This window comes from Paenarthrobacter nitroguajacolicus, assembly GCF_007786235.1.
Classification (GTDB): domain Bacteria; phylum Actinomycetota; class Actinomycetes; order Actinomycetales; family Micrococcaceae; genus Arthrobacter; species Arthrobacter nitroguajacolicus_A.
Window position 1 is genome coordinate 43146 of the sequence record NZ_VNFK01000014.1, and the last position, 18536, is coordinate 61681.

General features: G+C 62.8%; 21 protein-coding genes. 3 read left to right on the plus strand and 18 right to left on the minus strand.

Annotated features, from left to right (window positions below; genetic code table 11):
• Positions 1–14 precede the first annotated feature (14 nt).
• The 7 genes from FQP90_RS16560 to FQP90_RS16585 form a co-directional block, all read right to left on the minus strand.
• Positions 15–926, minus strand: coding sequence for an SseB family protein (locus FQP90_RS16560; RefSeq protein WP_144652172.1), 912 nt, complete (start codon positions 924–926; stop codon positions 15–17).
• Positions 926–1669: a bifunctional 1-(5-phosphoribosyl)-5-((5-phosphoribosylamino)methylideneamino)imidazole-4-carboxamide isomerase/phosphoribosylanthranilate isomerase PriA gene (priA, locus tag FQP90_RS16565; protein ID WP_144652173.1), complete on the minus strand. Its 744-nt coding sequence runs from the start codon at positions 1667–1669 to the stop codon at positions 926–928. The genes FQP90_RS16560 and priA overlap by 1 nt, the downstream gene beginning before the upstream one ends.
• Before the next feature lie 48 nt (positions 1670–1717).
• The gene (locus tag FQP90_RS23360; protein ID WP_167510508.1) at positions 1718–1876 is read right to left on the minus strand and encodes a hypothetical protein; all 159 of its coding nucleotides are present in this window, start codon (positions 1874–1876) and stop codon (positions 1718–1720) included.
• Positions 1877–2620, minus strand: a complete 744-nt coding sequence (gene hisH, locus FQP90_RS16570) for an imidazole glycerol phosphate synthase subunit HisH (protein WP_144652174.1) — start codon at positions 2618–2620, stop codon at positions 1877–1879.
• Positions 2617–3243: an imidazoleglycerol-phosphate dehydratase HisB gene (gene hisB / locus FQP90_RS16575; protein ID WP_144652175.1), complete on the minus strand. Its 627-nt coding sequence runs from the start codon at positions 3241–3243 to the stop codon at positions 2617–2619. Before hisB ends, hisH begins: the two co-directional genes overlap by 4 nt.
• A 47-nt stretch (positions 3244–3290) precedes the next feature.
• On the minus strand, positions 3291–4409 hold the full coding sequence (locus FQP90_RS16580; protein WP_144652176.1) for a histidinol-phosphate transaminase: 1119 nt from the start codon (positions 4407–4409) through the stop codon (positions 3291–3293).
• Positions 4410–4487: 78 nt separating this feature from the next.
• Entirely contained in the window at positions 4488–4847 is a 360-nt protein-coding gene (locus FQP90_RS16585) for a LysM peptidoglycan-binding domain-containing protein (RefSeq protein WP_144652177.1), read from the minus strand.
• Positions 4848–5192: 345 nt separating this feature from the next.
• Here FQP90_RS16585 and lexA point away from each other — a divergent pair, with 345 nt between their 5' ends.
• Complete coding sequence (gene lexA / locus FQP90_RS16590; RefSeq protein WP_090822501.1) at positions 5193–5936, plus strand: transcriptional repressor LexA; 744 nt, start codon at positions 5193–5195, stop codon at positions 5934–5936.
• On the opposite strand, the gene FQP90_RS16595 is transcribed toward lexA, so the two are convergent.
• Together FQP90_RS16595 and hflX are read right to left on the minus strand one after the other, a co-directional pair.
• Complete coding sequence (locus FQP90_RS16595; RefSeq protein ID WP_144652178.1) at positions 5933–7993, minus strand: ATP-dependent DNA helicase; 2061 nt, start codon at positions 7991–7993, stop codon at positions 5933–5935. The two genes, lexA and FQP90_RS16595, sit on opposite strands and share 4 nt — an antisense overlap.
• Positions 7986–9548 (minus strand): GTPase HflX, encoded by a 1563-nt coding sequence (hflX, locus tag FQP90_RS16600; RefSeq protein WP_144652179.1) that lies wholly within the window; start codon positions 9546–9548, stop codon positions 7986–7988. The genes FQP90_RS16595 and hflX overlap by 8 nt, the downstream gene beginning before the upstream one ends.
• 494 nt (positions 9549–10042) lie before the next feature.
• Here hflX and FQP90_RS16605 point away from each other — a divergent pair, with 494 nt between their 5' ends.
• Positions 10043–10657, plus strand: coding sequence for a class I SAM-dependent methyltransferase (locus FQP90_RS16605; protein ID WP_144652180.1), 615 nt, complete (start codon positions 10043–10045; stop codon positions 10655–10657).
• Here FQP90_RS16605 and dapF read toward each other — a convergent pair.
• The 6 genes from dapF to FQP90_RS16635 form a co-directional block, all read right to left on the minus strand.
• A complete protein-coding gene (gene dapF / locus FQP90_RS16610; protein ID WP_144652181.1) occupies positions 10638–11606 on the minus strand; it encodes a diaminopimelate epimerase in 969 nt (322 codons plus the stop codon). The genes FQP90_RS16605 and dapF overlap by 20 nt on opposite strands.
• A gap of 38 nt (positions 11607–11644) precedes the next feature.
• Positions 11645–12577 (minus strand): tRNA (adenosine(37)-N6)-dimethylallyltransferase MiaA, encoded by a 933-nt coding sequence (miaA, locus tag FQP90_RS16615; RefSeq protein ID WP_144652182.1) that lies wholly within the window; start codon positions 12575–12577, stop codon positions 11645–11647.
• 19 nt (positions 12578–12596) lie between these two features.
• Entirely contained in the window at positions 12597–14126 is a 1530-nt protein-coding gene (gene miaB, locus FQP90_RS16620; RefSeq protein WP_144652183.1) for a tRNA (N6-isopentenyl adenosine(37)-C2)-methylthiotransferase MiaB, read from the minus strand.
• On the minus strand, positions 14126–14668 hold the full coding sequence (locus FQP90_RS16625; RefSeq protein ID WP_144652184.1) for a regulatory protein RecX: 543 nt from the start codon (positions 14666–14668) through the stop codon (positions 14126–14128). Before FQP90_RS16625 ends, miaB begins: the two co-directional genes overlap by 1 nt.
• Positions 14658–15701 (minus strand): recombinase RecA, encoded by a 1044-nt coding sequence (recA, locus tag FQP90_RS16630; RefSeq protein WP_144652185.1) that lies wholly within the window; start codon positions 15699–15701, stop codon positions 14658–14660. The genes FQP90_RS16625 and recA overlap by 11 nt, the downstream gene beginning before the upstream one ends.
• 245 nt (positions 15702–15946) lie before the next feature.
• The gene (locus FQP90_RS16635; RefSeq protein WP_144652186.1) at positions 15947–16171 is read right to left on the minus strand and encodes a DUF3046 domain-containing protein; all 225 of its coding nucleotides are present in this window, start codon (positions 16169–16171) and stop codon (positions 15947–15949) included.
• A 41-nt stretch (positions 16172–16212) separates the two neighbouring features.
• Between FQP90_RS16635 and FQP90_RS16640 the strand changes: the two genes are divergently transcribed.
• Complete coding sequence (locus tag FQP90_RS16640) at positions 16213–16752, plus strand: MarR family winged helix-turn-helix transcriptional regulator (RefSeq protein WP_144652187.1); 540 nt, start codon at positions 16213–16215, stop codon at positions 16750–16752.
• Between the two features lie 106 nt (positions 16753–16858).
• On the opposite strand, the gene FQP90_RS16645 is transcribed toward FQP90_RS16640, so the two are convergent.
• From FQP90_RS16645 to pgsA, 3 genes are all read right to left on the minus strand, one after another.
• Positions 16859–17293 (minus strand): helix-turn-helix domain-containing protein, encoded by a 435-nt coding sequence (locus FQP90_RS16645; RefSeq protein ID WP_024820363.1) that lies wholly within the window; start codon positions 17291–17293, stop codon positions 16859–16861.
• Positions 17294–17430: 137 nt separating this feature from the next.
• Positions 17431–17928 (minus strand): CinA family protein, encoded by a 498-nt coding sequence (locus tag FQP90_RS16650; protein ID WP_144652188.1) that lies wholly within the window; start codon positions 17926–17928, stop codon positions 17431–17433.
• Positions 17925–18527, minus strand: a complete 603-nt coding sequence (gene pgsA, locus FQP90_RS16655; protein ID WP_144652189.1) for a CDP-diacylglycerol--glycerol-3-phosphate 3-phosphatidyltransferase — start codon at positions 18525–18527, stop codon at positions 17925–17927. Before pgsA ends, FQP90_RS16650 begins: the two co-directional genes overlap by 4 nt.
• Positions 18528–18536 lie beyond the last annotated feature (9 nt).

Sequence of the window (18536 nt, forward strand, 5' to 3'; positions counted from 1 at the left end):
AACCGGCACTGCCATTAATGCGGCGCGGGCTCCTGTGCTGCACGCTGCAGTTTTACTTCAATGGAATCAACGCCTTCGGCAAAGGAATCCATCCGTGCCCACGCCTCGTTCAGTTGGGCAACGAGCGCCTGCACGGCTACGGCGTCGAGGCCATCCTCCAGGAAGAGCACTACGCGCAGTTCGGGCCCAGCGCCGCCGCCGGATACCTGACGCCCGTCGGCCGTCAGGGACGCAACGCCGCCGCCAGGTTGTGTCTCAAGTCGGCGAACCGTCCGAAAGGCCGAAACCGTGGAAGCGAGAGCAGCCTCCAGTTGATCATCAAGGTAGGACGGCGTCCAGTCCTTCTGCTGCGCCAGGGCCCACATGGCGGGACGCCGCACCACAAACGTGAAGTCCGAGCCAGGGTCCAGCACCAACAACTGTGCGCCCTCCGAGACTGCCGAAAGAGCGGCGCGGGCTGCATAGACAGCCACAGGCCGGGCTTCGGAATGCCACGCCTCAAGGGCGGCCGCCGAGGTGAACACGGGCATGGCGGTGCGTCCATCAGGCGCTTTGAGTGTGACCAATGCCATATCAGCTTGCTTGTCCGCGTGCAGGCCGTCGACGCCTGTCGCTTCTTCAGCAAGTTGGGCAACAACCGGAACGAAGACCCGTACCGTCGCCAGGGAGGCAACGACGTCGGACTCACTGCCGGTTCCGCCGATCAGCGCCTCGATGGCTGCCACGTAGCCGGGATCTGCCAGGCCGTCGTCATCCTCGAAGTTGTGGATCTTGGCATCGTCTCCGCTGAGGCTTCTGCCCGCCCAAGGCTGTCCCGCGGAGTCAGTCGCTCCCCCGGCACCCGCCAATGCGGCGGCTATGTGGCCGGGAAGCTCACGCCTGCCATGGCCGTGATCCCCGTGCCCGTGTCCTGCATCGTGGGGCATCAGCGGCGACCGGCGACGTCCAGGGCTTCGGGCAACGTGAAGGCGCCGGCGTACAGAGCCTTACCCACGATCGCGCCCTCGACGCCCAGCGGTACGAGTTCACGCAGCACACGGAGGTCTTCCAAGCTGGAGATACCACCGGAGGCCACAACAGGCTTGCCCGTCTTCTCCACCATCTGGCGCAGAAGTTCGACATTAGGTCCCTGCAGAGTTCCATCCTTGGTGACATCGGTGACCACGTAGCGCGCACAGCCGGCATCCTCCAACCGGGCCAGAACCTCCCAGAGGTCGCCACCTTCCTTGGTCCAACCGCGTCCAGCCAGTGTCGTGCCGCGGACATCAAGGCCGACGGCGATCTTGTCACCGAAGCGGTCGATGGCGCGTCGGGTCCATTCCGGGTTCTCAAGGGCTGCGGTGCCAAGGTTGACCCTAGCGACACCCAGTTCCAAGGCACGTTCCAGGGACTCGTCATCCCGCAATCCACCGGACAGCTCAACCTTGACGTTCAGCTGTGACACCACATCGCTGATGAGGTCTGCATTGTTGCCACGACCGAAGGCGGCGTCGAGGTCCACCATGTGAACCCACTCCGCACCGGCATTCTGCCAGTTCAAGGCTGCTTCGAGTGGTGTTCCGTAGCTGGTTTCCGAGCCGGCTTCTCCCTGCAGGAGACGGACCGCCTGGCCATCAACGATGTCGACGGCGGGCAGGAGTTCCAGAACGGACTGGGCAGAGGTGGTCATGAGTGTCCTTGGAGTTGAGAGGCGACGCGGGCTTTTGCGGTGACCGGGTCAGCTACCGGGCAGCGTCAGGAGGTAGGCGGCCAGCAGGGACATCCCGGCCAGCACGTAGAAGGAAATCGAGACCCATCTGGGCTTCTTCTGCTGGTGGAAGGAAATACCCCCGCCCACCAGGAGGCCGGCAAGTCCCATGAGGACGACGGACCACATTTAGGCAGCCCCGCTTGCGGACGCTTCCGGAGCCGGCTTTCGCAGGCCGTCAACCCAGTTGCGCAGGAGTCGAGCTCCTGCGTCGCCTGACTTCTCCGGGTGGAATTGCGTGGCGCAGAGAGGGCCGTTCTCGACGGCGGCAATGAAGCGTGCGCCGTGCTCGGACCACGTCACCAGGGGCGGAGCCATGCGAGGCTGCACGACGTCGAAGTTCCACTCCTGCACGCCATATGAGTGCACAAAGTAGAAGCGTTCCTGCTCGACACCGGCGAAAAGCCTGGAGCCCTCGGGAACGTCCACGGTGTTCCACCCCATGTGCGGAACAACGGGGGCAGGAAGCAGCTCCACCTTGCCCGGCCACTCGGCCATGCCTTCGGATTCCGTTCCGTGCTCCACGCCGGCTTCGAAGAGGACCTGCAGGCCTACGCAGATGGCAAGCACTGGACGGCCACCGGCAACCCGGCGTCCGATCATGCGAATGCCATCAACGGACTTCAGTTCCTTCATGACGGTCTCGAAGGCACCGACCCCGGGAACCACCAGGCCGTCGGCGTTCAGTACGTCTTCAGGTTTGGAACTGAGTACCACGTGGGCCCCGGCACGCTCGAGCGCGCGGACTGCGGACCGAACGTTGCCGGATCCATAATCCAGCACTGTCACGGTGGGCTTGCCCTCCGGCGACTCAGGCTTGACCGAAGCCTTGGCGTCAATGACTGCCCCGTCTTTCAGGACCTGGCCGCTCATAGCGCTCCCTTGGTGGAGGGGATTCCCTCGACCCGGGGGTCGGACTCCACTGCTGCGCGAAGTGCCCGTGCGAATGCCTTGAACTGGGCTTCGACAATGTGGTGCGGGTCCCTACCGGCGAGAACGTTCATGTGCAGGCAAATACCGGCGTGCAAGGTGATGGCCTCGAAAACGTGCCGGGTCAACGAACCGGTGAAGTGGCCACCGATCAGGTGGTACTCCTGTCCGGCGGGCTCGCCGCCGTGAACCAGGTACGGGCGGCCGGAAACATCCACTACCGCGTGGGCCAGGGCTTCGTCCAGGGGCACCGTCGCTTCGCCGAAGCGCCGAATGCCGGCCTTGTTGCCCAATGCGGTGCGCAACACTTCTCCGAAGGTGATAGCCACATCCTCAACGGTGTGGTGTGCGTCGATGTGCGTGTCCCCGGTGGCCTTGACGGTCATATCAATCAGGGAGTGCTTGCACAGCGCGGTCAGCATGTGGTCGTAGAACGGAACCGAGGTGCTGATGTCCGAGATACCGGAGCCGTCCAGGTTGATCTCCACCAGGACTGAAGATTCGCTGGTGGTGCGCTCCATGCGCGCAGTGCGGGCAGCGGACGGCTTGGCGCCGGTTTCGCTCATTGGGACGTCCTTATACACGGAGGGGTGGGTTGGGTCTATAGACAAGTTTAGGCGGGCTGGGAGGCCGGTCCGTCCAGCAGGGCTTCCAACGCCTCCAGGAAGGTAGTGGTTTCCGGCTCGGTTCCGGCAGTGACCCGCAGGTGTCCCGGGATGCCAACGTCACGAATCAGCACTCCGGCATCCAACAAACCCTGCCAGATGGCGTGCGGGTTGGTGAGTCCGCCGAAGAAGACATAGTTGGAGTCCGACGCCGCTGGCTTCAGCCCCATGCGGAGGAGTTCCGTCACGATGCGGTCGCGCTGCACCTTGATGTCCTCGACGTCGGCCATCAGGGCTTCGCGGTGATTGAGTGCTGCGAGGGCAGTGGCCTGCGTGACGGCGGACAGGTGGTACGGCAGGCGTACCAGCCTGATGGCATCCGTAACCTCGGGCGCTGCAGCCATATAGCCCAGCCGCGCACCAGCCAGGGCGAATGCCTTGCTCATGGTGCGTGAGACGATCAGCCGCTCGCGGCCAGGCAGCAGGGTCAGGGCACTCGGCGTATTGTCGTGCGCGAACTCGTGATAGGCCTCGTCCACAATCACCATTGCCTGGCTCGCTTCGCCGGCCTCGTAGACGGCCTCCACCACGTCCAAGCCCAGCCCTGTCCCCGTGGGATTGTTGGGCGAGCACAGGAAGACGATGTTGGCACCGGTTTCCCGGACTTGGGCAGCGGCCGACTCCGCGTCCAACCCATAGTCGTCGGCACGGACGCCACGGACATACTCGGTGTCCGTGCCGCTGGCGAGCAACGGGTACATGGAATACGTAGGCGGGAAGCCAAGGGCCTTGCGCCCCGGACCACCAAATGCTTGGAGGATCTGCTGCAGGACCTCGTTTGATCCGTTGGCGGCCCAGATATTGTCCGGGGAGAGTCCGTGACCAAGGTACTCGGCCAGCGACTGGCGAAGTTCCGTGAACTCGCGGTCCGGGTAGCGGTTCAGTCCCGTGGCCGCAGCAGCGACGGCTTCAGTGATGGCGGCCTGGACATCCGCAGGGACACCATGGGTGTTCTCGTTGACGTTGAGCAAAATAGGGACATCAAGCTGCGGTGCGCCGTAGGGGCTCAGTCCACGCAGGTTGGTCCGGAGGGGAAGTCGGTCAAGTCGCTCAAGCTGGTCACTCACCACGTCAGTTTAAGGGGCCGCCGGGACTGCCGACTAACTGTGACGCCGGAGCATCGTTTTCCCTGCTGGTGGAGCGACTCAGTTGGCTGGGACAAACAGCTGCTGGCCGGGCTGGATACGTCCACCGCGGAGGTCGTTCAACTGGATGATTTCCGCGATGACATCGCGCGGATCGCGCTCCGGAGCGGCTGCACCGGCGATACCCCACAGGGATTGGCCAGGTTGCACAGTGACGGTAACCGCCACCGGCGGGTGCAGCTGAGCCTGCGAGTCGGAGGCCTTGGCGGGCGAAGTGATGAATCCGGCGAGGCTTAGCAGCGCAGCCACCAGCAGCATCGCGGGAATGCCGAAGAAGACCATCCGACCCCGACGGGTGAGCCGCAGGCGCGAGGGAGCCTGAGTGGTGCGGAAATCAGCGAACGTAGTGATTGCGGACATGAGCTGAGCCCTTCTGAGCTATTGCCTCACGCCGGAGTGCCCGGCGTTCGACTGCCAATTCTTTGCGTCCCCCTCCACCGACCCCGATGTTCGAACACTTTCTTCGAACATCCCGCATCAGCATCAGGTTTATAGAACACATATTCGAACCTTGCTATGACATTTTTAGCACTTATCAACGAACGGTGTCGAGACTCGCTAGAACAAATGTTTGATAAACGCCTGTGGCTGCCCTACGTTTGAGTGAAGAAACAGCACTGTTTCAGTGGAACAGGAGGGTCTGACATTTTTCAGGCCCTGCATCCCGGAGACTCTTCGGGGCGGAATGGAAAGGCATTGGCGAACATGGCAGCGAAAGCCACAGGCGGCGGGGCACCCCTGCGGAGCCAACAGCCTCAGAAGAGTCCCAAGAGCCTGACTGTCCGGCAGAAGAAGATCCTGGAGACCATCCAGCGGTCAGTGAACGACAACGGCTATCCCCCCAGCATGCGCGAAATCGGCGACACCGTGGGCCTCGCCAGTTTGTCGAGCGTCACCCACCAGCTCTCCCAATTGGAAAAACTGGGCTACCTCCGCCGCGATCCCAAGCGTCCCCGGGCCATGGAAGTCCTCATGCCGTTGACCCTCGACGGCGGGCCCATCCCTGGAGTTGAAGCGCCTACGACGCTTCGCAGCGCAGGAGGCCTCGCCGTGACGGAACTGGCCAGCGCCAGCGATACCGCCATGGTTCCCCTGGTAGGCCGCATCGCAGCGGGCGGTCCAATCCTGGCGGACCAGACAGTGGAAGACGTACTCCCGCTGCCTCGGCAGCTCGTGGGACATGGCGAACTGTTCATGCTGAAGGTTGCCGGCGACTCCATGATTGATGCCGCCATTTGCGACGGGGACTGGGTGGTTGTCCGGCGGCAAAACGACGCCATCAACGGCGACATCGTGGCGGCACTCCTGGACGACGAGGCCACCGTAAAGACCTTCCGCCAGCGGGACGGGCACACGTGGTTGCTCCCGCAAAACACCCAATACGAACCCATCCTTGGCGATCAAGCCACCATCATGGGCAAGGTCGTCTCGGTCCTGCGTTCCCTCTAGGGGGCTTTGGCCGACCCCAGACGCTCCAGGACCCCACGCACCACCGCTCGGTCGGTCGTGGCCCAGAACGGTGGCAGCGCGGCCCGCAGGAAACCGCCATAGCGTTCTGTCGAGAGCCGTGAGTCGAGCACAGCCACGACACCTTTGTCACCGGTGGAACGGATGAGGCGTCCAGCGCCCTGCGCCAGCCGGATCGCGGCATGTGTTGCCGAAACCGCCATGAAACCGTTCCCGCCTGACTGTGCGACGGCCCGTGAACGGGCGGTCATCAGGGGGTCATCCGGACGAGGAAAAGGAATGCGGTCGATCACCACGAGCCGGCAGGAACCGCCCGGCACGTCGACGCCCTGCCACAGGGACATGGTTCCGAAGAGGCAGGTATCCGGCTCGTCCGCGAATTGCTTCACCAAGGCCGCCATGGTGGATTCGCCTTGGCAGAGGATGTCCACGTCCAGGCGCAGCCGCATGGCATCCGCAGCTTCCTCGGCAGCCCGCCGAGAGGAGAAGAGACACAGTGCTCCGCCGCCGGACGCGCGGATGAGGTCTTCCAACTCATCGAGCGCTTCGGGTGAAGTACCCCGGCCAGGTTTAGGCAGATGCTTCGCTACGTACAACACGCCCTGCTTGGGATAGTCGAACGGCGATCCAACATCGATGCCGGTCCAGCTTGGTGCCCCGTCGCCGATCAGGCCGAGGCCGCCGGCGGCCGGTTCGAAGGCCGAGCCGATGGCCAGCGTAGCTGAGGTAAGCACCACGGTGTGGCCGGCAAAGAGACCCTCCCGGAGCCGTCCCGCGACGCTGAGCGGAGCGATGTTGATGAGGGCAGGTGCGGTCTCGTCAGGTTGCGAATAACCCTGTTGGGGGTCGAAGGTGCTGTTCCGCGAGAACCACACTACTTCCCGGTTCTCCTTGGCCGCGAGCATACGCTCGCACAGTTCAAGAATGAGCATGAGCCGTGAACGCGCAAGCTGCCTGCCGCCGTCCACCGCGTTTGAAGAGTCCGTCTTCGAATCGGACAGCGCCGCGCGCGTGGCGTCCCGCAGCTGGTCCAGGCAATCGAGCTGCTCGTCACTGAGCCCGCTGGGCAACAGCCCATTGGACACGCCGGCTATGGCCATATCCAACCGGTCGGCCGCAGCATTGAGCGCATCCACCGTGATGGCGGTGTGCTTGCGCGCACTCGATGCCGCGGCGTGGACCATGGCCACCGACAACTGGCCCGAAACGGCGCCCGTCACACGGTCTTGGAGCTCATGCGCCTCGTCCACCACCACCACGTCGTACTCAGGCAGCACAGCCAGGCCCTCGAAGGCGCTGACGGCCAACATGGCGTGGTTGGTGACCACCACATCGGCCTCCGCGGCGCGGGAACGAGCCAGCTCACTGAAGCACTCTTCAGCTACGGGGCACTTCTGGGCACCCAAGCACTCCATGGACGTCACTGAAACCTGCCGCCAGGCCCTGTCAGTGACGCCGGGCATGAGTTCGTCCCTATCTCCGGTCGCGGTTTTCTCGGCCCATTCGCGGAGCCGGACCACTTCCTTACCCAGCTGCGATTGCGGACCGCCCATGGACGCAGCGAAATGCGGCACGCTGGTGTCTTCGCCCAGGGAGAACAGCTGCCCTTCGGAGGGTTCCTCGCTGGGGAACCCTCCCTCGAGTTTCTGCAGGCACACGTAGTTCGCCCTGCCCTTGACGAGTGCCACGTTGACGGGCCGTTCAAGGGCAGGGTTGATGGTCTCCAGCAACCGGGGAAGGTCCCGGCCAACAATTTGGGTCTGGAGTGCCAAAGTGGCGGTGGACACCAGTGTGGGTTTATCGCTGTCCATGGAGTGCGCAATTAACGGAATCAGGTACGCCAAGGACTTACCTGTTCCCGTCCCTGCCTGGACCAGCAAATGCTCTCCGGTCTCAATCGCCCGGGTGACGTGCTTGGCCATTTCGTGCTGGCCGGCACGGCTTTGACCGCCCATGCCGGCAACAGCCCGATCCAACAACTCGAGGGTGGCCTTCTCCCCCACCGACTCGACGGCGTCCGCCGCCACCTTCTCAACCATTGCTGACGAATGACTCCAGTTCGGCTGCCAGTCCTTCGCGGACCATGACAACCACGCGCGTTCCGTTTTCCTCGTGATCAAGGCTGAGGATCTCCGAGTCGGAGCTGTGCAGCTTGTTGATCATGTCGCCACGTTCGTAGGGAATCAACAGCTCCAGGCGCACGCCGGGCCGGGGAATGGACTGGCTGATGTCTTCCAAGAGTTCAGCAATGCCCTGGCCAGTGCGTGTGGAAACCACAGCGTGGCGCGGTTCCTTCTGCTTGAGGCGTTCCACTACAAACGGGTCCGCCACATCAACCTTATTGAGGACGATGATCTCGGGAACCTTCCGCGCATCCACTTCGGTGAAGACGGCCCGCACCGCAGCGATCTGTCCCTCCGGGTCGGGGTGCGAAGCATCCACGACGTGGAGGATCAAATCAGCATCTGCCACTTCCTCCAACGTTGACCGGAAGGCCTCAATCAGTTGGGTTGGCAGGGAGCGAACGAACCCGACGGTATCTGCCAGGGTGTAGCCAATGCCGTCAGGGGTTTGCGCTTTCCGAACCGTGGGGTCCAAGGTTGCGAACAGGGCATTCTCCACCAGGACACCCGCGTCCGTAAGGCGGTTCAACAGTGACGACTTGCCGGCGTTCGTGTACCCGGCAATGGCAACAGACGGAACGGCATTACGACGACGGTTGGCCCGCTTGGTTTCGCGCGCCGGCTTCATCGCGGCGATTTCACGACGCAGCTTGGCCATGCGGGTACGGATACGCCGGCGATCAAGTTCGATCTTGGTTTCACCCGGACCGCGCGAGCCCATGCCTGCACCGGCTCCGCCCACCTGGCCACCGGCCTGACGGGACATGGAGTCACCCCAACCGCGGAGGCGCGGGAGCAGGTATTCGAGCTGTGCGAGCTCAACCTGGGCCTTGCCTTCACGGCTCTTCGCGTGCTGGGCGAAGATGTCCAGGATCAGCGTGGTGCGGTCAACGACCTTGACCTTCACGATGTCTTCAAGGCCGCGTCGCTGCGATGGCGCGAGTTCAGTGTCCACCACCACGGTGTCGGCACCGGTGGCGGCAACGATGTCCTTAAGTTCCTGGGCCTTGCCTGACCCCAGGAACGTCCCCGGGTCCGGCTTCATGCGGCGTTGAACCAAGCCGTCCAGAACTTCGGAACCGGCGGTCTCTGCCAAAGCGGCCAGCTCACGGAGCGAGTTTTCGGCATCGGCCAGGGTGCCTTCGGTCCAGAGGCCTGCCAGGACGACGCGCTCGAGCCGCAGCTGCCGGTACTCAACTTCGGTGACATCTTCAAGTTCCGTGGACAGTCCCGCGGTACGACGCAGTGCACGACGTTCGGCCAGGTCTTCCTGGTCACCGTCGTAGATGCTGTGTTCCTGGTCCAGCGTGGAAATCGCCTGCGCCTTACCGAACACGCCGCTGGCGTCGTTGTCGTCGGATGCCTGCGCTGGTACATCCTTGGAAAGAATCCGGTCGATGACGGCCTGGATTTGTTCAGGACTCATGTCCTGGGCGTCGGAATCGGATCCGGAGTGCTTCTGGGTGGTCATGGTCTCCTTAGACTGTTCGGCAATTCCAGAATAGTGCTGTTTGCTGCCCAATGGGGCGCTATTCGCGCTGGGCTGACGGGCTTGGGCCAAAGGGGCCTCCTGTGTGCTGTACAGCCAGCCCTCAATGGGGCTGTGGCTGTTGGTGATCGAGCGTGGTTGGATCCGCGAGGAGGTTCCCGGCAAACTGGAGGGCGCACTGTCCATGATTCGGCCGCGCAATAGCTGGCGGTCCACTGCGAATACAGGGGTGGGCGGGATCTTCAGAGCATCCGTCTCCGCACTATAGGGAGCCGAACTGAGCCGGGTGGACCTGCCGGGCGGAAAGGCCTGTGGCTGGGCTGTGCCAGGTGAGGGCCTGCGTCGCGGGCGGTGCCGTATGTCGGCTGATTACTCGAAGATCAAGAACATGCGTTCCACAATAGCATCAGGTGTCAAACACCCGCTTGGCAGGGGCAGTTTCCCAAGGCGCCGTTAGCCAACTAATCTGGCAAATTATGGAGTCTGCACACTATTTCACCGCTCAACCCGCCGGACCGTTCACCCGAAAGCCCCTCACAGTGGAGCTTGCTGGAGCCACACGCCACTTGCAGACCTCTTCAGGCATCTTCAGCCCCGAGGGTGTGGACAAGGGGACGGCAGTACTTTTTGCCGAGGTCCCCCCGCCTTCTCCTCAAGGAAATTTGCTGGACATCGGATGCGGTTGGGGGCCGATCGCCCTCACGCTGGGCCTTTCGGCCCCTAACGCCCAGGTGTACGCCGTTGACGTCAACGAGCGGTGCGTCACCCTCACCAACGAGAATGCGGCAGCTGTGGGTTTGGGCAACGTCACCGCCAGCCTTCCGCACGAAGTAGATCCCGGCGTCGAATTCGACACCATCTGGTCCAACCCGCCCATCCGCATCGGCAAGGCCGAACTCCACTCTCTGCTGCTCACGTGGCTGCCCCGCCTCGCACCCGGCGGGAACGCCTGGCTGGTGGTTCAGAAGAACCTGGGCGCCGACTCGCTGCAACGATGGCTGGCCACCGAACTGGACGCATCCTTCACAGTCTCACGCGAGAGCACGTCCAAGTCCTTCAGGATCCTTCGGGTCAGGAAAGCATCCCAGTAGCCACAATCACGGCCGGGCCGCTGAGCTCAACGTGCTCGCGGCCACCTGCACCCGGAAAGAACTTAACGCCCACGACGCCGCCCGGAACCTTGACGTGCCAATCGTTCGGTGCCGTTGCGCCCGCCCAGTGGCGGATGGCGACGGCTGCCGCGCAGGCGCCCGTGCCGCAAGACTGGGTCTCCCCCACACCTCGCTCGTGAACCCTCATGGTGATGGTTCCTACGCCTTCTTCCACCAACGGTTCGGCGGGAACCACGAATTCGACATTCGTACCGTTGACGGGCTTCGGGTCAACCAAGGGAGCTTTGAACAGTTCCGTGGCCGCAAGCTCGCCGAGTTCGGCAAGGGCCACGACCGTGTGCGGGTTGCCCATGCTCACGGACAGGCCCGGCCGTGCTACTTCCAGTCCGTCGGCGCTGACCAAGGCATCCATCGCCTTGCTGGTTGCTTCGTTGGGGAAGATGAACTCCCAGGGGCCCATGTCTACGGCATAGCCGTTGACCGTACGGACAACCTTCTTGACGCCGCCACGTGTTCCGATGGTCAGGGTTTGGCCGGGTCCAAGATCAACCAAACCTTCCTCGATGAGGAAATGGACGAAGACGCGGACGCCGTTGCCACACATTTCGGAGAGGGAACCGTCTCCGTTGCGGTAATCCATGAACCACTCCGCTGCAGGATCCTGTTCCAGCAGGGTGCGGCCTTCAGGAAGAAACCGTGAGGGAACGGCACGGATGAGTCCATCGCCCCCAATGCCAATATGGCGGTCGCACAAATGCGCCACCTGGTCCGGTGTGATCTCGTGCGCGTCGCCTGGATCAGCAATGAGGACGAAGTCGTTACCCGTTCCGTGGCCCTTGGAAAAAGCCAATCCGGCAAGGCTGGCAGTGGGGGCGGGGGCACCGGCAGCTGTGGGCTGCGGCACGGGAACTTCGACGGTTTCATCCATGGAATCAAGGCTACCTTCCACGCGGGTTCGGCCCGAAATTACCCTGAGCTTTGAGTACCGTTGGCACTGGCGACGGCCTTGGCCAACAGCTCGGAATCCTGCCAGTCCAGCCACGTGATGCGGGGATCTCCGCGGAACCACGTGAGTTGGCGCCGGGCGAACTGCCTGGTGGCCACAATGGTCTCTTCAACTGCCGCCTCCACTTCCATGTGGCCGTCCAGAACCTTCAAGAACTGGGAGTAACCCAAGGCACGTGAGGCCGTTTTCCCATGCCGAAGCCCCAAGGCGTCAAGCCGCTCCACCTCCTGCTGAAGGCCGGCGTCGACCATCCGGTGCACGCGGACGGCCAGTCGTTCCCTCAGCTCCTCGCGATCCACCGACAGGCCGATCTGAACCGAAGGTTGGAAATACTCACGCTGCGGCATGAACGAACTGAAGGGCCGTCCGGTCAGTCCGTGCACTTCCAAGGCACGGATCACCCGCCTGGCATCCCCGAGGCGAGCGGCCGAGACAGGGTCCACTTCCTCAAGACGCGCCCGCAGCGGTGCCAGGCCATGGGCTTCACACTCGCCTTCGAGGCGCTTCCGAAGCGCAGGATCGGTGCCCGGGAACTCCAGGACATCCAGGGCCGCCCGCACATACAGGCCGGACCCTCCCACCAGGATGGCGCGTTTTCCCCGCGAGTGAATGTCCATGATGGCAGCGCGGCATTCCTCTTGGAAGTCGGCGACGCTGGCTTCCTGTGTGACGTCCATGGTGTCCAAGAGGTGGTGCGGAACACCTTTGCGCTCCTCCACGTTGATCTTGGCTGTGCCAATGTCCATGCCTCGGTAGAACTGCAAGGCGTCGGCGTTGATGACTTCGCCGTCCAGCGCCAAGGCCAGGCTGACGCCCAAATCCGACTTGCCGGAACCGGTGGGGCCTACCACCGCAATGACAGGCAAGGGCCTTTCCTGTGGGGAGTGCGACATGTGATCCGCGGGTCCGCAGCTAGGCTCGCCGGATCGGCAAGGACGGCATGCCCAACGACACCCCGGTCTTGCCTGACGGCGATCCCGTCGCGGGCACACCGCAGGATTCAGCCTGCGCACGGTCCCAAGCATCGCCGGCCCTGGAACGGCGAAGGGTGTAATCCCCCGCGGTGGCAGGATCCGCGACAAGGTGGAAGGCCGCGGCCTCAGTGATGGTCACGGTGACGAAATCACCGGGGCGAGGAGTCTCAGCACCGGCCGGCACAGAGAAGTGCACCAGTCTCTGGTCGGTCGAACGTCCGGACAACCGGTGGGTTTCGCCCGCCTTTCGCCCTGACTGGGCAGTCACCAGAATTTCGACCTGGCGCCCCAGCTGCCGGGCGTTCTCTTCGGCCGCAATGCGGTCCTGCAGTGCAGTAAGCCGCTCATAGCGCTCCTGGACAACGGTTTTGGGGAGCTGCTCCGGCAGCTCGGCCGCGGGCGTCCCTGGTCGCTTGGAATACTGAAAGGTGAAGGCCGACGCGAAACGGGACTTCTCAACTACGTCCAGGGTCGCCTGGAAGTCTTCCTCGGTCTCCCCCGGGAACCCGACGATGATGTCCGTGGTGATGGCAGCGTTGGGAATCCGTTCCCGAACCTTATCCAGGATCCCAAGGAACTTGCTGGAGCGATAGGAGCGGCGCATGTCCTTGAGGACCTTGTCCGAGCCTGACTGGAGCGGCATGTGCAACTGAGGCATGACGTTGGGAGTCTCGGCCATGGCGTCGATAACGTCGTCAGTGAAGGCCGCCGGGTGGGGGCTGGTGAACCGAACGCGCTCGAGTCCTTCGATCTCGCCGCAGGCCCGCAGCAACTTGGAGAATGCCAAACGATCCCCGAATTCAACGCCATAAGAATTCACGTTTTGGCCGAGCAAGGTGACTTCCACAGCCCCGTCATCCACCAATGCCTGGATTTCGGCAAGGATTTCACCGGGCCGGCGGTCCTTCTCCTTGCCGCGGAGTGAGGGCACGATGCAGAAGGTGCAGGTGTTGTTGCAGCCCACGGAGATGGAGACCCACCCCGAGTAGACCGAGTCCCGCTTGGTAGGCAACGTTGAGGGAAAGACGTCCAAGGACTCGAGGATTTCGAGTTGTGCCTCGTTGTTGTGTCGGGCGCGTTTGAGGAGGGCAGGAAGGGCACCGACGTTGTGAGTACCGAATACGGCATCAACCCACGGCGCCTTCTTCACTATGGTTTCGCGGTCCTTCTGCGCAAGGCAACCACCTACGGCAATCTGCATTCCGGGGTTGGCCTCTTTGACCTGCCGCAACTGGCCGAGATTTCCGTAGAGCTTGTTGTCCGCGTTCTCCCGCACCGCACACGTGTTGAAAACCACGACGTCGGCAAGCTCACCTTCAGCGGGAACGTAGCCCGCATCCTCCAGGAGTCCCGCCATGCGTTCCGAGTCATGGACGTTCATCTGGCAGCCAAACGTCCGGACCTGGTAGGTCCTGGGCTCAGCCGAAGGGGTGGTGGCAGCTGCTGGGGAAGGAATGGTCAAACTCACTACTCAAGGGTACCGGCTTCTGCCAGCACCTCACCGACGATCCTGAAGGCCATGGAGGGGGCGTAGCCCTTCCGTGCGAGCATCGAGGCCAACCTCCGCGTGTACTTGTCCCGTTCGGCACGATCTGACAAGTCCACGCCTGGCCGTAGCTTGCGCTGGACGAGTTCCCGCGCAGCCACTTCTTCGTCTTGGTCGCTGAGCTGGGACAGGGCTTCCTCCGCTGCGTCCAGGCCAATGCCTTTATCTGTCAGTTCGCGACGAAGCGCACCCTTGGCCAGTTTTTTGCTTTGCGAGCGGCTGCGGACCCACATCCTGGCAAACTCGGCGTCGTCGATCAGCTGAACTTCTTCGAACCGGTCGAGGACAGCTTCCGCCACGTCCTCGGGAACATTGCGTTCGGCAAGCTTGCGGGCCAACTGCAACCGACTCCGCGGCGCCATCGTCAGCTGCCTGAGGACGATGGCGCGCGCCACGGACTCGGGGTCCGGCTCGGGATCAGAGGCGACGGAGGAGTCGGGGTCCGGCCCTCTCCTAGCCGTCAACGGCCTTCAGCTTCGGAGAGTCTTCCTCCGGCTTGATGACGCCCACGCCAAGCTTCTCCTTGATCAGACGCTCCAGTTCCTGGGCGAGCTCAGGATTATCCCGCAGGAACCTCCGCGAGTTCTCCATGCCCTGGCCGAGCTGATCGCCGTCGTACGTGAACCACGAGCCCGACTTCTTGATGATGCCGTGCTCAACGCCCATGTCGATGATGCCGCCCTCACGGGAGATGCCCTGACCGTAGATGATGTCGAATTCGGCGATCTTGAAGGGCGGGGCCATCTTGTTCTTGACGATCTTTGCCTTGGTCCGGTTACCGACGGAGTCGGCACCCTCCTTCAAGGTCTGGATACGGCGAACGTCAATGCGTACTGAGGCGTAGAACTTCAAGGCCTTACCACCGGTGGTGGTTTCCGGGGATCCGAAGAACACACCGATCTTTTCACGCAACTGGTTGATGAAAATTGCGGTGGTCTTGGTCTGACTCAGGCGGCCAGTGATTTTACGCAGGGCCTGGCTCATGAGTCGGGCCTGCAGACCAACGTGGGAGTCGCCCATTTCGCCTTCGATTTCAGCGCGGGGTACCAAGGCGGCCACGGAGTCAATGACGACGATGTCCAAGGAGCCGGAGCCCACCAGCATGTCCATGATTTCCAGGGCCTGCTCGCCGGTATCCGGCTGGGAGACGAGGAGGGCATCGGTGTCCACGCCGAGCTTGGCGGCGTAGTCCGGGTCCAGGGCGTGCTCAGCATCAATGAAGGCCGCAATGCCGCCAGCGCGCTGTGCGTTGGCTACGGCGTGCAGCGCAACGGTGGTCTTACCTGATGATTCCGGACCATAGATTTCCACGACGCGGCCACGGGGCAGGCCGCCAATGCCAAGGGCGACATCCAATGCAATGGAGCCGGTTGGAATGACCTCGATGGGTGCGCGGGTGTCGTCACCCAAGCGCATGATGGAGCCTTTGCCGAACTGCTTGTCGATCTGGGCAAGCGCTGCTTCAAGCGCCTTCTCACGATCCGGGGTTGCCGCCATGGTTCACACCTCTGATGCTTTCTCGCTGTGGAGTGGCCCGAAAGGCCGCTTTCCTGTCATGTCAGACGCTATTACCTTGCCCTGACATTTTTAGAAGCCGGTTCCGACTATGTGGATAACCGGTTGCTCTGGAATGCGTCTCCGGGATCAATTTTCCTCTCACAGGAGCATATCCCCATCCGAACAGATATTCGAACAACGGCGCGGCGTGTCACCGCCCGCGGCAGCAGTAGCCGCGACAGGCTTCAGCTTGACGCAGGCTTGATGTCACGGCCGAGCCTGCGTTCTGGAGGAACATCCTGGACCTCGCACACCGCCAGCCAAACCTCACGCGGATGATATCCAGCGGCCAAAGCTTCCACGGCCGTCCGCCCACCAACACCGGCAAGTACCAGGGAAGTGGCCAGGACTCGGGAGTAGCCCGCTCCAAACTCGTCGTCCATCAATCGCCAAAAGTCACTTGCCCTCACGGATGAAGTCTCTCATGGCACCGGACTCTAGAATGGTTGCCATGAGCAATCCTCTCCAGAGCACGCCGGATCCGGCCGTGTCAGGCGACGCCGTTGATGACGCCCTCCAGCAGGTGGAACACCAGCTGAGCCTGCTCTGGCGCCGCGCGCGCTCGATCTCGCACCAGTTGTCCCGCCAGGTGCATCCTGACATGGAACCGGCCGCCTACGGGCTTCTCACCGTGATCCGCAGGGAAGGGCCCATCCGCCTCACGGATCTGGCCACCTGCATTGGCGTCGGCAAGCCGTCCGTGAGCCGCCAGATCGCGTTCCTCGAGAGTATCGGCCTTGTCTACAAGGAAGCCGATCCCCAGGACGGCAGGGCCCAGTCCATCCGGCTGACGGACAAGGGCGAGGAAAAGATGCATCTGGTTCAGGACGCCCGCAGGCAGGTGTTCCGCGAACGCCTCGGTGAATGGCCGTTGGAGGACGTCCAGACGCTGGCCGATTACATGGGCCGGCTCAACGCCATCTATGGCGACGGCGTGCTCAATGTGAAGGACCCCGGAGCTGATGTTCAGGACAAACCCGCGGGCCTTTGAGCGGCGCCTGCGGCCACCACCAGGCAACCACCAGTCGAAGCGTTAAACAAAGGGAGGTCCCCAGCCTCAGGCTGGGGACCTCCCTTCACATCAATCCGGCGAACGGTTACCGCGCTCCGGAGAGCATTCCCTGCGGGAAGTCGTCCGTAAGGTCAAGATCCCGACCGTAGCGCTGGGAGAATTCCTGCGGAACGGTGTCCGGGACTGCGACACCTTCTGCGACGGCCACGCGGTCGCTGACTTCGCGAAGCATGTGGGACAACGGAACATCCAGGGCTGTGCAGATAGAGGACAGGAGCTCGGAAGAAGCCTCCTTCTGGCCGCGTTCAACTTCACTCAAGTAACCAAGTGAGACGCGGGCGCTGTGCGAAACCTCGCGGAGGGTACGGCCCTGACGCTGGCGGACATCGCGCAGTACATCACCGATCTCGTGGCGTAGTACGACCATTTTGCGCTCCTTCTGTTCGCTCTGTGTCTGATCAGCCAAGCCCACATCCTTCCAGCGGACAACGCCGTTCACGGATACGGGCTGCTTTACCATCTGTATCGCCTTGCTCCCTCGTTCATCCGGTTCGCTGGCTGGCGGACCGGGTTGGTTTCTACATCCTAGGCGCCCCGGCTCTTCCGAAGCGACACAATGACACAACTATTGGCAATCAGTTTTTGTTCCCGACTACTTTACGAACGGTAACCAACGTCACTGACCGCCACAATCAGCCGCTCCAAGGCCGCCTCGCAGGCTTGTTCACGGATGGATTGCCGATCACCCGAAAAGAGGTATTGGAACGAGGCCACGCCCGCGTCGCTGGCGACGCCAATAAAGACGGTTCCCACCGTTTTGCCATCGTGCGGCTCTGGTCCGGCCACACCGGTGGTGGAGATTCCGACGTCGGCACCGCACGCTCGCCGCGCGCCATCAGCCATGGCTTCGGCAACGGCGCCGTCCACGGAGCCGACAGCGGCAAGAAGTTCCGCCGAAACGCCTAGGACGCCCGCTTTGACCGAGTTCTGATACGCGATGACGCCACCCTGCAGCATTCCGGATGCACCCGGGGTGTTGGCCAGTGTTGCGGCCACCATCCCTGCTGTCAGTGACTCAGCCGTGGCCACCGTGAGGTTCTTCCCGATCGCGGCCGCGACAGCCGCCGTCGCCGTTACCGCGGCACCGGCCGTCATGCGCGACGGCCCGCTGCTCGGAGCTTGAGCGCCTGAACGACATATTCGACGCCGGTCCACAGCGTAATGGCAAGGGCCACCATCATGACCCAGAAGGCGATATCGCCCATCCAGGGGGCAACCGCCTTCAGCGGCAGTAGGTACAGGAAGATTGCCACGGTTTGGACCACTGTCTTCAGTTTTCCACCGCGGGAGGCCGGCATGACGCCATAGCGGATAACAACGAAACGCAGGGCGGTAATGCCCCACTCGCGTACCAGGATGAGGATTGTGACCCACCAAGGCAGCTCCCCCAGGATGGACAGAAGCACCAGCGCGGAACCGATGAGCAGTTTGTCGGCAATGGGGTCGGCGATCTTGCCGAAGTTGGTGATGAGCCCCCGCGCGCGGGCGATGTCGCCGTCGAGCTTATCCGTGTAAATCGCCACAGCGAAGGCAACCACAGCGGCCCAGCGCCAGATGCCGTACTCGCCGTTGTCGGCGAGAAGGAACCACACAAAGAACGGAACCAGGACGATGCGGAGCATCGTGAGGATGTTGGGCAGGTTCCAGACGTCGGAACTTCTGGACGTGGCGTTATCACCCTCGGCTGTAGTCACCCCTCTAGG

Bases quoted from the DNA above. Each gene is read 5' to 3' on its own strand.
- FQP90_RS16595 (WP_144652178.1), bottom strand. From the start codon at position 7,993: ATGGTTGAGAAGGTGGCGGCGGACGCCGTCGAGTCGGTGGGGGAGAAG.
- FQP90_RS23360 (WP_167510508.1), bottom strand. From the start codon at position 1,876: ATGTGGTCCGTCGTCCTCATGGGACTTGCCGGCCTCCTGGTGGGCGGG.
- hflX (WP_144652179.1), bottom strand. From the start codon at position 9,548: ATGACCACCCAGAAGCACTCCGGATCCGATTCCGACGCCCAGGACATG.
- FQP90_RS16640 (WP_144652187.1), top strand. From the start codon at position 16,213: ATGAGCAATCCTCTCCAGAGCACGCCGGATCCGGCCGTGTCAGGCGAC.
- hisB (WP_144652175.1), bottom strand. From the start codon at position 3,243: ATGAGCGAAACCGGCGCCAAGCCGTCCGCTGCCCGCACTGCGCGCATG.
- lexA (WP_090822501.1), top strand. From the start codon at position 5,193: ATGGCAGCGAAAGCCACAGGCGGCGGGGCACCCCTGCGGAGCCAACAG.
- FQP90_RS16645 (WP_024820363.1), bottom strand. From the start codon at position 17,293: ATGGTAAAGCAGCCCGTATCCGTGAACGGCGTTGTCCGCTGGAAGGAT.
- recA (WP_144652185.1), bottom strand. From the start codon at position 15,701: ATGGCGGCAACCCCGGATCGTGAGAAGGCGCTTGAAGCAGCGCTTGCC.
- FQP90_RS16585 (WP_144652177.1), bottom strand. From the start codon at position 4,847: ATGTCCGCAATCACTACGTTCGCTGATTTCCGCACCACTCAGGCTCCC.
- miaA (WP_144652182.1), bottom strand. From the start codon at position 12,577: ATGTCGCACTCCCCACAGGAAAGGCCCTTGCCTGTCATTGCGGTGGTA.
- FQP90_RS16650 (WP_144652188.1), bottom strand. From the start codon at position 17,928: ATGACGGCCGGTGCCGCGGTAACGGCGACGGCGGCTGTCGCGGCCGCG.
- dapF (WP_144652181.1), bottom strand. From the start codon at position 11,606: ATGGATGAAACCGTCGAAGTTCCCGTGCCGCAGCCCACAGCTGCCGGT.
- priA (WP_144652173.1), bottom strand. From the start codon at position 1,669: ATGACCACCTCTGCCCAGTCCGTTCTGGAACTCCTGCCCGCCGTCGAC.
- FQP90_RS16605 (WP_144652180.1), top strand. From the start codon at position 10,043: ATGGAGTCTGCACACTATTTCACCGCTCAACCCGCCGGACCGTTCACC.
- FQP90_RS16560 (WP_144652172.1), bottom strand. From the start codon at position 926: ATGCCCCACGATGCAGGACACGGGCACGGGGATCACGGCCATGGCAGG.
- hisH (WP_144652174.1), bottom strand. From the start codon at position 2,620: ATGAGCGGCCAGGTCCTGAAAGACGGGGCAGTCATTGACGCCAAGGCT.